This window comes from Streptomyces sp. NPDC005962 (genome assembly GCF_040629205.1).
In the GTDB taxonomy this organism is placed as follows: Bacteria; Actinomycetota; Actinomycetes; order Streptomycetales; family Streptomycetaceae; genus Streptomyces.
The window spans coordinates 83,008-95,629 of record NZ_JBEXVE010000020.1 but is presented as its reverse complement, the minus strand read 5'-3'; the positions used below and the strand labels follow the sequence as shown (position 1 = coordinate 95,629).

Here is a 12,622-nt window from a genome sequence, read left to right as displayed (position 1 = left end):
CGCGGGTCGTGACCCTTAAGCCGCTTCGTGAGCCGTAAGCGTCACCTGTGCGTCGTCCTCGTCGATGGCGATGTTCAGGGAGGCGTTCAGCCCCTTGGCCAGCTTTGCGAGCAGAGGCAGTGTGGGAACAGTGTCGGACCCCTCGATCCGGGAAATCTTGGCCTGGGACAGTCCGGTACGGGTGGCCAGCTCGCTCTGGGAAAGCCCGAGTTCCACGCGACGGTCGTAGACGACCTTGGCCAGCGCCATGGACACCCGGTGCTCTTGGCGCTCCTGTTCGACCTCGGCGGTCTCCCGGTGCCCCTCGGCCAGCTCGCGTTCACGCGCCAACCTCCAGCGGCTGTGCCCCATCACTCGTCTCCTTCCATGCGGATGAACTCTGAATGTGCTGGGCCATGCTCGGCTTCGCACTCCTTCTTCGCCAGCACCGTCCTACTGATCTGGGCTTCCTCATGGGTCCTGGTCTTGCGGCGGGCGGGCATAGGGCACCGGGGTGTGTGGCCCCAGCTCGGCCAGTAACTCGGCGTAGGCCTCCACCTTGCGGTAGAGCTTGCCGGGTAGCAGTTCGAGCCAGGTCCTGATCTCGGGCTCGACCTCGATGGCGTACAGGGCGTCCATGTCGTGCACGATATATGTCGCCGACAACATTACCGAGTGGAGTCGTGCCCGGGGCGTTGTCGGTGGCGGGTGACACCATCGCCACATGTGCGCTGAGGGTTCGACCGCCGGCAACGGAACCGCCGACTACTGGGACGCCGCCGCGGACGGCTTCGACGACGAGCCCGACCACGGGCTGCGCGATCCGGCCGTACGCGAGGCGTGGGCCGGGCGGCTGCGGGACTGGCTGCCCGCGCGGCCCTGCGATGTGCTCGACCTCGGCTGCGGCACGGGCAGCCTGGCCCGCCTCGCGGCCGAGCAGGGCCACCGGGTGACGGGCATCGACCGGTCGCCGCGGATGGCCGAGCGCGCCCGCGCCAAACTCGCCGGGACGGACGCCACCGTGCTCGTCGGGGACGCGGCGGCGCCGCCGGTGGGGGAGGGCGGCTTCGATGTCGTCCTGGTGCGCCATCTGCTGTGGCTGCTGCCCGGCCGGGAGGCGGTGCTGCGGCGGTGGGCGCGGCTGCTGCGGCCGGGTGGAACGCTGGTGCTGATCGAGGGGCGGTGGGGCGAGTCGGACCCGGCCGGGCTGGCCGCCGGTGACCTGCTGCGGATGGTCGAGCCGCTGGCGTCCCGTACGCATGTCGAACAGCTGGCGGCGGACGCGGCGCTGTGGGGGCGGCCGGTGCGCGACGAGCGCTATGTGCTGCGCGCGGACCTCGCCCCGCCCCGGCGGCACGCCGAGATCGTCGATGTCCATCTGCTGCTGCGGCGCGGCGGCGAGATCCTGCTCGCGCGCCGCGCGGGCACGGGGTACGCGGACGGGCTGCTGCACGCGCCGTCCGGCCATGTGGAGGACGGCGAGGACGTACGGACCGCAGTGCTCCGCGAGGCAGCGGAGGAGATCGGCATCCGGCTCACCCCGGACGAGGTGCGGGTGGCGCTCGTCATGCAGCACAAGTCGCCCACGGGCACGGCCCGTACCGGCTGGTTCTTCGAGGCGGAGCTGACGGAGGGCGCGCCGGAGCCGGTCAACCGCGAGCCGGACAAGTGCTCGGAGATCGGGTGGTTCGCGCTGGACGCCCTGCCGGAGGACATGGTGGCGTACTGCAGGGCGGGCGTGGAGGCGTACCGGGCCGGGGAGCGGTTCGCCCTGCACTGGCACGAGCCGGGGGACACCATCGCGTTCGCCCCCGGCGGCCCGGACCGGCTGGTGACGCTGGCGGCGTCGGGGCCCGCGCGATGACGTCCGCTCTCCCCGGGACACAGGTCCCGGCGCCGGATTTCCAGAGGCGCCCGAAGCGGCACACAATGGGTGCGACAAACCTGCGCCCACCCCAGGAGCCCCACGTGGCCTTGCAGATCACCGTCGACGCCGACGCGGCGACCGCCCCCTTCGAGCAGATCCGCGCGCAGATCGCCGAGCAGGCGCGCTCCGGCGCGCTCCCGGTGGGCTACAAGCTGCCCACCGTACGCGGCTTCGCCGAGGAGCTGGGGCTGGCGGCGAACACCGTCGCCAAGGCGTACCGCGCGCTGGAGTCGGACGGGGTGATCGAGACCCGTGGCCGCCACGGCACGTTCGTCGCGGCGGCCGGTGACGCGGCCGGGCGCCGGGCCGCCGAGGCGGCGCAGACGTACGCCCAGCGCGCTCGGCGGCTCGGCCTGGACCGCGCGGCGGCGCTCGCCGCCGTCGAGGACGCGCTGCGGGCCACGTATGACGAGGAGGCCGTGTGACCAGCCGTATAGCTCTGGTCCGGCGGCCGAGCCCGCGGCTCGCCGACGGGCTCGTCACCCACATCGACCGCACGCCGGTGGACGCCGCGCTCGCGCTGCGGCAGTGGGAGGCCTACGTCGCCGCCCTGCGCACCCACGGCTGGGAGACGGTGGAGGCGGACCCGGTCGATGACTGCCCGGACGGGGTCTTCGTCGAGGACACGATGGTCGTCCACCGGAACGTCGCGCTGATCGCGCGCCCCGGCGCCGAGTCCCGCCGCCCCGAGACCGCGGCCGCCGAGGCGGCCGTGACGGCGCTCGGCTGCTCGGTCAACCGGGTGCGCGAGCCGGGGACGCTGGAGGGTGGCGATGTACTGAAGATCGGCGACACGGTGTACGTGGGGCGCGGCGGCCGGACGAACGGCGAGGGCGTGCGCCAGGTGCGCGCCGCCTTCGAGCCGTTGGGGGCGCGGGTGGTGGCCGTGCCGGTCAGCAAGGTGCTGCACCTGAAGTCGGCGGTCACGGCGCTGCCGGACGGGACCGTGATCGGGTATCCGCCGCTGGTCGACGACCCGGCCGCCTTCCCGCGCTTCCTGCCGGTGCCGGAGGAGTCCGGGGCGCATGTGGTGCTGCTGGGCGGCGGCAGGCTGCTGATGGCGGCGAGCGCGCCGCGCAGCGCGGCGCTCTTCGCCGACCTCGGGTATGAGCCGGTGCCGGTCGACATCGGCGAGTTCGAGAAGATGGAGGGCTGTGTGACCTGTCTGTCGGTGCGGCTGCGGGAGCTGTACGGCTAGCGGTTCACGTACGGTCGTTTCGGAGGCGTCAGAGGTACAGCCCCGCGTCCGTCTCGCCCGGCTGGAAGGGGACCGAGGCGGGGCGGGTGCCGCGGCGGAGGGCGAACAGCTCCGCGAGCGTCGCGCCGTCCCGGCCGATGCCCTCCTCCGCGCCGAGCCAGTTGACCGCCTCCGTGCGGTTCAGCTTGCCGACCTCGATGCGGGCCAGACAGCGGCCGGGGCGGACCACCGCGGGGTGCAGCCGCTCCAGGTCCTCGTTGGTGGTCACCCCGACCAGGACGTTGCGCCCCTGGCCCAGCAGACCGTCCGTCAGGTTGAGCAGCCGGGACAGCGCCTGGCCCGCGGTGTGCTTGGCCTCGCCGCGGATCAGCTCGTCGCAGTCCTCCAGGAGCAGCAGCCGCCAGCGGCCCTTGGCCGAGCCGTCGTCCTCGCCGATGGCGATGTCCATCAGATAGCCGACGTCGGTGAACAGCCGCTCCGGGTCCAGGACGCAGTCCACCTGGCACCAGTCGCGCCAGGAGCGGGCGAGGGTGCGCAGCGCGGAGGTCTTGCCGGTGCCCGGCGGGCCGTGCAGCAGCAGAAGGCGGCCCGCGATGTCGTCCGGGGTGACCTTCATCAGCCCGTCCATGGCCTCGGCGACCGGCCCGGTGTAGTTGTCGCGGATCTCCTCCCATGTCCCGGCCGTGATCTGGCGCGTGGTGCGGTGCGGGCCGCGGCGCGGCGAGACGTACCAGAAGCCCATCGCCACGTTCTCCGGCTGGGGGTCCGGATCGTCCTCCGCGCCGTCGACCGCCTGCCGCAGCACCGTTTCGGCAAGGTCGTCCTCGACCGCGGTCACGGTCACGTCCGCGCCCCGGTTCCACCGGGACACCAGCAGGGTCCAGCCGTCGCCCTCGGCGAGCGTGGCGCTGCGGTCGTCGTCGCGGGCCGCGCGCAGCACGGTCGCGGCGGGCGGCAGCAGCGTGGCGCCCGACTTCACCCGGTCGACGGAGTGGCTGCGGGCATAGGGCTGCTCTCCGGTCGCGAACCGGCCGAGAAAGAGCGCGTCGACGACATCCGACGGCGAATCGCTGTCATCGACGTTCAGCCGGATCGGAAGGGACTGTTCGGCGGGTGTAGCGGGCAGGGTCTGCCTCCTGAGAAAGCGGTCCGGTGCGGCGGTCGGCGCACCCCGCCCCATGATCCAGCACGAGAGGCGTCGGCGCACCGGGGTTTACGGCCGTTTACCGAGCTGTTCCGAAGAAGCCCACCGGAATGGGGGCGTTCAGGGATACTCTTACCCTTTGTAGGGCGTCAAGGACGGGAACGGGGCGGGGCGCGGGTGGGGTTTCGGACGGCAGCGCGAGCAGGATCACCGCGGGCGGGATTATCGCGAGCAGGATTATCGGAAGCGGCCGGGCGCCGGGCGTCGGCGCGGCGGTGGCGGATCACCACACTGCTCGCCGTCGGCATGGGCGCCCTGGCCCTGCTGCTGACCACGTGCACGGGCTGGCCGGGTGACAGCACGGGGCGGCCGGGGGCGTCGGCCTCGGCCCGGGAGCGCGCGGCGTCGGCCGGTCTCGGCTGGGGCTTCACCCACACCCAGTACAGCGCCGACCGCGGCACCGACAGCGCCAGGAAGGCCGCGGAGTCGCTGCTGTCCGGCCGTCCGATGCCGCAGAACCAGCACATCATGGGATGGGGCGCGGGCAACCCCGAGCCGTCCCCCGGCCGCTACGACTTCGCCGACCTGGACCGGCGCGTCGCCCTGATGCGCAAGACCGGCACCGAGCCCGTGCTCACGCTGTGCTGTGCGCCCGATTGGATGAAGGGCGGCGACGCGGGGAGCACCGACTGGTCGCAGAAGGCCCTGGAGACCGCGCCGACCCCCGACCACTACAAGGACTTCGCGAAGCTCGCCGGGAAGGTCGCCGACCGCTACCCGGAGGTGCGCCACTTCATCGTCTGGAACGAGTTCAAGGGCTTCTACGACGACGGCAAGAACCGCTGGGACTACGAGGGCTACACCAAGCTCTACAACCTCGTCTACGAAGAGCTGAAGAAGCGGAACCCGAAGAACCTGGTCGGCGGCCCGTATGTGGTCGCCGACAGCGACCCGCCCGGCGCGGCGGACGGGGACGACACGGTGCGCGGCCCCTGGGGCACGCTCGACCGGCGCTCCGTCGACGCGATCACGTACTGGAACGAGCACAAGGCGGGCGCCGACTTCGTCGTGGTCGACGGCTCCAGCTACACCCGCGCGGACGACCGGCTGATCCCGGACGCGTTCGGCGCCACCCAGAAGTTCGAGGACGTCACCCGCTGGCTCGACGGGCTCACGAAGCTGCCGGTGTGGTGGGCCGAGTGGTACGTCGAGCCTGCCGCCGACACCAGCAGGGACGGCGACGGCGGCCGGTGGAGCGAGGCGCACCGCGTCGCCGTCCAGGCCTCCGCCCTGTCCCGGCTGGCCCGCGGCGGCGCCGCCACCGCCTTCTACTGGAACCCGGAGACGACGGGCGCCGCATGCCCCGGCTGTCTGTGGCGCCCCACCGAACTGGACGACGGCGGCGCGGCGCTGCCCATGATGGAGCTGCTGAGCCGCTTCGGCCGCGAGTTCCCGCCGGGCACCCGCTTCCGCTCGGTGGACATCGCCGCCGACGACCGGCCCAATGTGCAGGTGCTCGCCGACGACGACGCGGCCCTGGTGGTCAACACCCTGGGCCGGTCGATCAAGGCGAAGGTCGACGGGCGGTCGTTCGCCATGGACGCGTACGAGGTGCGCTGGCTCAAGCGGTAAGGGCAGCGGTAAGGGCAGCGGCAGGGGCAGGGTCAAGGCCACGTCGTACGTCTCCTCACGCCATCGTCAGGAACCGCTGCACCAGCGACGCCAGCACCACCAGCAACAGCGGCAGCGCGAACCAGTACGAGCCCTGCAACAGGCGCAGCCGCCGCACGCTCGGCCGCACCGCCACCCGCACCACCTCGCGCGCCGCGAGCAGTACCATCAGCACCACCGCCGCCAGCGCGCCCGTCACCGACCACGGCGTCCAGGTGATCTGCGGCCCGGCCGGGCCCGGCTTCGGCTCCGGCACCGCCCCGCGTGGCGGCGACGTCAGCTCGTACAGCGACGCGTCGTCGTTGGACAGCACCCGGCGCAGTTCGGGGCGCTGGTCCAGGGAGCGCAGCAGCCGCTCCTGCCAGCGCACCCCGTAACCGGAGTCCAGCTGGAGCGAGACGGACTGGCCGCGGCCCACCATCAGATACGAGCGCGGCCCGGCGTCATGCAGCGCCGCCACCAGCCCGCCCACCAGCACCGGATCGCGCGGCGCGAGCGTCGGCTCGTACGCGACCCGCTCCATGTCCCGCGCCCCCCACGGCATCGCGGGGGTGACGCTGTTGACGGGGTCGTCGCTCATCCACAGCACCCGCACGGTCGGCTTGTCGTGCGCGTACAGATACTCCATGGCCGCGACCTCGCCCGGCCGCACCCGCTCGAACGCCTCGTTGCCCCAGCGGGCGACCAGGAAGCCGGACATCAGCGTCAGACCCGCCACCAGGGCCGCGAGCGGCGCCAGGCCCCGGCGGTCCGCCCGCACCCGGGGGAAGATCGCCAGCGCCCCGAGCACACAGGCGCCCGGCAGCGCGAACATGAAGACGCGCAGCGCCATCTCGCCGCCGTAACTCTGCATGGCGAAGCCCAGGAACGGTACGAAGGTCAGCACCAGCAACGCCCGCTCGGTGAAGCCCGCCGCGCGCCGCCGCAGCACCCCCCAGCAGGCGCACGCCAGCACCCCGCCCGCCAGCGCCACCCGCACGTACAGCACCAGCTTGTGCACACTGCTGCCGCCCTCGATCCGGCCGGAGACGGACGAGGACACATTGCCGCCGACCCCGCCGACCCCGCCGAACAGCTCGTTCCAGTGGCCCGACCAGTACGGCTCCGCCAGGAACCCCACCCAGACGGCCACCATCACCCCGCACAGCAGCGGCAGCCCGTACAGATCGGAGCGCCGCACCAGGACCAGCGCGGTCACCACCCCGAGCATCACGAACGGGGTCAGCTGATGCGCCGCCACCGACGCCGCGAACAGCGCGATCAGCAGCCCGAGCAGCGCCGCGCGCTGCCCGCGCGTCGCCTCCGCGACCTCCGCCTCACCGGGCCTGTGCTTGGCCCCCAGCACCCGAGGTTCGCGGAACCACACCAGCAGCACGGCGACGAACACCAGATAGAAGAGGTACGTGAACCCCTGCGGCGAGAAGTAGTCCTGGCCGACCCAGCCGCTCAAGCCGAACAGCCACACCGCCGTCCACTTGGCCCGCCAGCTCGCCCGCAGCGCGCGCAGCAGCACCATCAAAGGGGCGAGGTAGAGCAGCTGGATGACGGTCGGCCACCAGCGCAGCAGCGCGGAGAAGTCCCGTACGCCGCAGGCCTCGGCGAGGAACGCGGCCCCGGCGAAGAAGCCCGGCCAGCTCCAGCGCGCGTCGAGGTCGGGCACGGCGTCGCCGGTCCGGCCGATGTAGTCCAGGAACCCCAGGTGCTGCCAGGCGGTCGGGAACCGCGGGTAGGTCTCCAGCACGGCGGGCACGGCGTGCAGCGAGACGACGGTGGCCAGCAGGGTGACGGCCAGGAGCGCACGGCGCTGTCGGCCGAGCCCCAGCGCACCGGCGAACGCGGCGACGAGCAGCGCGGCCCCCACCAGCGTCGGCCCGGGCAGCACCGAGACGAGCCCGAGCCCGCCCATCCGGTCCAGGTCGGCGTCGTCCAGGCCGAGCAGCGGCAGCCAGTAGAGGCCGAGACCGGCGGCCAGCACCGCCCACAGGACGGCCACCATGGTCCGCGGCCGCGCCTTGCCCTTAGCGCGCGGTGCTGGAGAGGGCGGTACGGATGGGGCCGACGGTACGGGCGATACGGAGGGTACGGGCGACATGGAAGGGGCGGGCGGTACGGGCTGAGGCCCGTACCGCGCGTCGGGGCGGCGTTCGGGGTGGTCGAAGTCCATGCGGACGCCCAGCGCCAGGGTGTCCGCGTCCAGCGCCGCGCGCAGCGCCCAGCGGGTGCCGTAGCGCGGGTCGTCCGCGCCACGGGAACGCTTGGCGCGACGGTCGCCGTCCACCGCCAGATCCGCCAGGTCACCGTCGGGCGCGGTGGCGCGCTCCAGCACCGGCGTCGGGCCGGGCGGAGGCGGAATCCGGGCCGGAGCGGGCGCCGGGGCCGCGGGCTGCGCCCTGACCACCCGGTACAGCTTCACCGACGCGATCGAGGCGATCACCGCCAGGCTGGAGATCTCCGCGACCCCCGCCCCCACCAGCCCCATCCGCGGCAGCAGCAGCAACGTCAGCCCCAGCACCAGCACACACAACAGCCCCTGGAGATACGCCAGCCCCGAGGTACGGCTCTGCGCCCGCAGCACCGCGAAGTACACCTCGATGACCACCCGCAGCGCCGCGCCCACCGCGAACCAGCGCAGCAGCGGCGCGGCCGCGTCCGCGTAGCCCGCCCCGAACACGCCCAGGATCTGCGGGGCGAAGACGAACAGCGTCAGGCAGACCGGCACCATGATGCGCGCCATCCGGCGCAGCGCCGCCCGGCAGTTCTCGGCGAGCCGCGCCGGGTCGTGCGCGCCCTCGACGGTCAGCGACGCGCCCATGTTGATGGCGAGCAGGTTGACCGTGCCGCCGATGGTGGTGGTGATGTAGAAGTACGCGTTGTCGGCCGCGCTGACCTGCGACGCGACGATGACCGGCACCGCGTACACCACGGCCAGCGAGAACAGCGACCCGGTGTAGTCACCGGCGAGGAAGCGGCCCATCTCCCGGTACGACGCGGGCCGCGCCCGGTCGTCCGTCGCCTTCGCGTGCCGCGGCACCAGCCGCCGGAACACCAGCCAGCCCAGCGGCAGTACGGACAGCCCGATGGAGACCACCCAGGAGACGAACACCCCGGCGGTGGGGATCGTGGCGGCGAACGCGACGAGCAGCAGCAGCTTCGCCGCCAGGAACACCGTGTTGCCCACCGGCACCCAGAACGCGCTGCGCAGCCCGGTGAGCACTCCGTCCTGAAGGGTCAGCAGCGACCAGCCGACGACCGCCACGACGAACCCGACGCCGTGCACCGGGCCGTGCAGAAAGCGGTACGAGGGGCCCCACAGGTTCAGCGTGAGCAGGAAGACCACGGCGGCGCACGCCACGACCACCGAACTCGCCGCGTAGGTGAAACCCACCAGCCGCCCCGTCGTACGCCCGGCGACCGGGATGAACCGGGCCAGGGCGCCGGTCAGCGTCACCGCGGTGAGCCCCGCGAGGAGCTTCATCGCGGCGATGGCCGCCGAGCCCTGGCCGACCGCGTCCTCCGCGTAGTAACGGGCCGCGGCCAGCCAGAAGCCGAGGCCGAGGACGGCCGAGATGCCCGTGTTGAGCATCAGCGCGTACGCGTTGCGGAACAGCTGGCTGCCGCCGCCGGACCCGGTCGGCGGCGGCTGCTCGGCGGCCGGACGCTCCTCGGCCTCGGCCCGGGTGGTCGTGTCGGACACGGGCTCAGCGCACCTTCCCTAGAAGCTGACGTGATCTGCGGACGACGGCATAGCACTTGGTGAGGGCCCGGTCCCCGGCGAACGCGCGGCCGACGGCCCGGCCGTGGACCAGCCGCTCGAACTCCTCGATGCCGGTGCTGCGGGCGACCGTCACCCGGCGCAGCGCGTACGGCCCCTGGCAGCGCGCCGCCAGCGCGTTGCCCACGGCGACCGACACCCCGAACCCGGCCTCCCGCACCACCCGCCGCACCCGGCGGTCGGAGTAGCCGTAGGGGTAGGCGAACGACACCGGCGGACGGCCCAGCTCGGCCGCGATGATGTCCCGGCAGCGCACCACCTCGAACCGGAGCCGCTCGTCCGTGAGCTGGTCGAGCTGCGGATGGGTGTGGCTGTGCCCGCCGATCTCCATCCCGGCCGCGGCGAGTTCGCGCACCTGCCCCCAGTCGAGCATCAGGTCGAGCGCGCCGTCGGTCTCGTACCGGCCGCGCAGCCACCCCGTCGAGGCGAACAGGGTGGCCGCGAAGCCGTGCCCGTCGAGGACGGGGAGGGCGTGCCGGTGCACGCCCTCGTAGCCGTCGTCGAAGGTGATCAGCACGGGGTCCGGGGGCAGCGCCGGGCCCCCGCGCCAGGCCTCGGCGAGCCGCGCGCAGGTCACCGGGGTGAAGCCGGACCCGCCGAGCAGCTCCATCTGCTCGGCGAACGCCCCCGGTGAGACGGACAGCCCGTGCGTCGCCCGGGCCGGTGCGTGGGCCACGGCGTGGTACATCAGTATCGGCACCGGTCTTGTCGTCACGGGGAGCCTCCCCTGCCGGCTCCGCCCCGGCCCACATCCCCGCGGCCCGCGATCGCGCCGACGGCTGCGACCCATCGCCTCCCGGCGGGTCGCCGTCCCACCGTCATGCCGCCCCCTCGTGTCTCGATGGGGCGGGCCCGTCGTCGGTACGGGCGCCGGGCCCCGAAGTGCCGGACGCCGAAGCCCCCGGCACCGCCGCGATCGTGAAGCGGGCACCGCCCGCCCGGCGGGCCCGGGCGGTGCCGACCAGATAGCCGCCCGCCGCGGCCGCCACCCCGGCCACGATCGCGCCCGCGCGACCGGCCCCGCCCGCCCGGCCGAGCAGGGCGTCCCGCAGCCCCCGGGCGACGCCCGCGGGCAGCACTCGGGTGGTGTAGCGGCGCTCGGTCGCCAGCCCGGCCCGGGCCCCCACACTGCGGGCGACCAGGGCCTTCGACAGCCCCTCGGCATACGCCCGGCCGCGGAAGTAGGCGAACCGCTCCCGGGCCGCGGGCACCTTGTGGTGGATCACCGCGCGGTCGTCGATCAGCAGCACCGCGTCCGGCCGGCGTTGCGTCAGCCGGATGCACAGCTCGGTCTCCTCGCAGCCCAGCGGCCGCTTGTCGCCGTCCCGCCCGATGCCGCTCGCGAACCCGCCGACCGCGTCGAACGCCGCCCTGCGGAACGAGGCGTTGCCGCCGAGTACGTTGCGCACCCGGACCCGGCCGGGCGGCAGCCCCCGGTACGTACACCCCACGACCCAGTCGAACTCCTCCGGGAACCAGGCCGGGCGGCGCCGGGACGCCCACGCCGGTTCGGTGCGCCCGCCGACTGCCAGTACCCGCGGATCGGCGAACCCGGCGGCGAAGTGGCGCAGCCAGTCCCGCTCGGCGACCGCGTCGTCGTCGAGGAACGCGATCACCTCGCCGGTGGACGCGGCGATGCCGGTGTTACGGCCCGCGGACAGGCCGCGGGGGCCCGCGTTGGCGAGCACCCGCACCCCCTCACTGCCCCCGGCGCCCTCGTAGTGGTCCCGGAGCCGCCGCAGCAGCGCCGGGTTGTGGTCCACCACGAGCAGCGTCTCCTCGGCGGGCCACGACTGGTCGCCCACCGAGGCCACCGCGGCGAGGATGTCGTCCCAGCGGTCCTCGGTGTAGACGCAGATCACCACCGAGATCCGCGGCTGCGGCCGGTCGAGGGTCAAGACACCTCCCCTCGTACCGCCGCGGGTGCCACGGCCGGGCGGCGGGGCCGCCGGACGCCGCGCTCGCGCAGGATCACCCTGAGCACCCGCAGCCCGTCGCGGACGGCCCGCAGATTGCTGGCGCCGTGGATGCGCTCGTACTCATGGCTGGGGATCTCCTGGACCCGCAGCCCGGCCTTGACCACCCGGATGTTCATCAGCGTCTCCACCTCGAACCCGGCGCAGTCCAGCGCGATGTCGTCCAGGCAGCGGCGCCAGAAGGCGTTGTAGCCGTAGCACAGATCGGTGTAGCGGGCGCCGAACTTGCGGTTGACGATCGTGGTGAGCGCGAAGTTGCCGAGCTTGCGGATCGGCGTCATGTCGTCCGTGCCGCCCCCGTTGGCGAAGCGCGACCCCTTCGCGAAGTCGGCGCCCGACACCAGCGCGGACACATAGCTGACGATCTCGGACCCGTCGGCGGAGCCGTCCGCGTCCACCATCACCACGATCTCGCCGGTGCAGGCGGCGAATCCGGTGATGAGCGCGTTTCCCTTGCCCTTGCCGCGCTGCGGCACCACTTTCACATCCGGCCACAGTTCGCGGGCCACCCGGACCGTGTCATCCGTGGAATTGCCGTCCACCAGGACGACTTCGTGAATCCAGTCGGGCAGGGTCTTGAAGACATACGGAAGATTCTCGGCCTCGTTCATCGCCGGAATCACGACGCTCACCGGCGGCGCGATCGCGAGATGCGAGGTGATGGGCCGGTATCGAGATGATCCGGCGGCTGGTGCGATGTCGGACGTGGCCGGTCGCACAAAAGAACTCATGACGATGTTTCCCTCTCGTCCGGTGGACCACCGTCCCCACGGCGGTCCTTTGGTGTATCCGGTTCGAAAGGGGGGTTCTCGTCCGCCCATGACGGCATGGACTCACGTGTGCACCAAGCACATCAGGCGCACCGTGCACACCGTCCAGGACGGACAAGCTGGCTGTTACTGGCCTCGCGGCCCGCGTCCCGGCACCCCTCGCCCCTCACAGCAGGCAGGAACAA

Annotated in this window: 11 protein-coding genes; 4 read left to right on the top strand and 7 right to left on the bottom strand. The window is 73.0% G+C overall.

From position 1 onward, the window contains the following. Nucleotides 1–15: 15 nt before the first annotated feature. Both ABZ370_RS28795 and ABZ370_RS28790 read right to left on the bottom strand, forming a co-directional pair. Complete coding sequence (locus tag ABZ370_RS28795) at nt 16–351, bottom strand: helix-turn-helix transcriptional regulator (RefSeq protein ID WP_358626309.1); 336 nt, start codon at nt 349–351, stop codon at nt 16–18. Nucleotides 352–450: 99 nt separating this feature from the next. Then, a complete protein-coding gene (locus ABZ370_RS28790) occupies nt 451–618 on the bottom strand; it encodes a hypothetical protein (RefSeq protein WP_358626307.1) in 168 nt (55 codons plus the stop codon). A gap of 85 nt (nt 619–703) precedes the next feature. Between ABZ370_RS28790 and ABZ370_RS28785 the strand changes: the two genes are divergently transcribed. The 3 genes from ABZ370_RS28785 (at nt 704) to ddaH (ending at nt 3,104) form a co-directional block, all read left to right on the top strand. Next, complete coding sequence (locus ABZ370_RS28785; RefSeq protein ID WP_358626305.1) at nt 704–1,843, top strand: methyltransferase domain-containing protein; 1,140 nt, start codon at nt 704–706, stop codon at nt 1,841–1,843. Nucleotides 1,844–1,947: 104 nt separating this feature from the next. Next, nucleotides 1,948–2,331 (top strand): GntR family transcriptional regulator, encoded by a 384-nt coding sequence (locus tag ABZ370_RS28780; RefSeq protein ID WP_358626304.1) that lies wholly within the window; start codon nt 1,948–1,950, stop codon nt 2,329–2,331. After that, complete coding sequence (ddaH, locus tag ABZ370_RS28775; protein WP_358626302.1) at nt 2,328–3,104, top strand: dimethylargininase; 777 nt, start codon at nt 2,328–2,330, stop codon at nt 3,102–3,104. The genes ABZ370_RS28780 and ddaH overlap by 4 nt, the downstream gene beginning before the upstream one ends. A 28-nt stretch (nt 3,105–3,132) precedes the next feature. Here the strand turns inward: ddaH and ABZ370_RS28770 are convergent, their stop codons facing one another. Further along, nucleotides 3,133–4,230 (bottom strand): DUF5925 domain-containing protein, encoded by a 1,098-nt coding sequence (locus ABZ370_RS28770; protein WP_358626439.1) that lies wholly within the window; start codon nt 4,228–4,230, stop codon nt 3,133–3,135. 324 nt (nt 4,231–4,554) lie between these two features. Here ABZ370_RS28770 and ABZ370_RS28765 point away from each other — a divergent pair, with 324 nt between their 5' ends. After that, nucleotides 4,555–5,880: a xylan 1,4-beta-xylosidase gene (locus tag ABZ370_RS28765; RefSeq protein WP_358626300.1), complete on the top strand. Its 1,326-nt coding sequence runs from the start codon at nt 4,555–4,557 to the stop codon at nt 5,878–5,880. A 55-nt stretch (nt 5,881–5,935) separates the two neighbouring features. Here ABZ370_RS28765 and ABZ370_RS28760 read toward each other — a convergent pair whose 3' ends face one another. From ABZ370_RS28760 to ABZ370_RS28745, 4 genes are all read right to left on the bottom strand, one after another. Beyond that, nucleotides 5,936–9,502: a polysaccharide biosynthesis C-terminal domain-containing protein gene (locus tag ABZ370_RS28760; protein ID WP_358626437.1), complete on the bottom strand. Its 3,567-nt coding sequence runs from the start codon at nt 9,500–9,502 to the stop codon at nt 5,936–5,938. Nucleotides 9,503–9,617: 115 nt separating this feature from the next. Continuing rightward, nucleotides 9,618–10,379 (bottom strand): polysaccharide deacetylase family protein, encoded by a 762-nt coding sequence (locus ABZ370_RS28755; RefSeq protein WP_358626435.1) that lies wholly within the window; start codon nt 10,377–10,379, stop codon nt 9,618–9,620. Nucleotides 10,380–10,509: 130 nt separating this feature from the next. Next, the gene (locus tag ABZ370_RS28750) at nt 10,510–11,589 is read right to left on the bottom strand and encodes a glycosyltransferase family 2 protein (protein ID WP_358626298.1); all 1,080 of its coding nucleotides are present in this window, start codon (nt 11,587–11,589) and stop codon (nt 10,510–10,512) included. Further along, nucleotides 11,586–12,398: a glycosyltransferase family 2 protein gene (locus ABZ370_RS28745; protein ID WP_358626296.1), complete on the bottom strand. Its 813-nt coding sequence runs from the start codon at nt 12,396–12,398 to the stop codon at nt 11,586–11,588. The genes ABZ370_RS28750 and ABZ370_RS28745 overlap by 4 nt, the downstream gene beginning before the upstream one ends. Between the last annotated feature and the right edge of the window lie 224 nt (nt 12,399–12,622).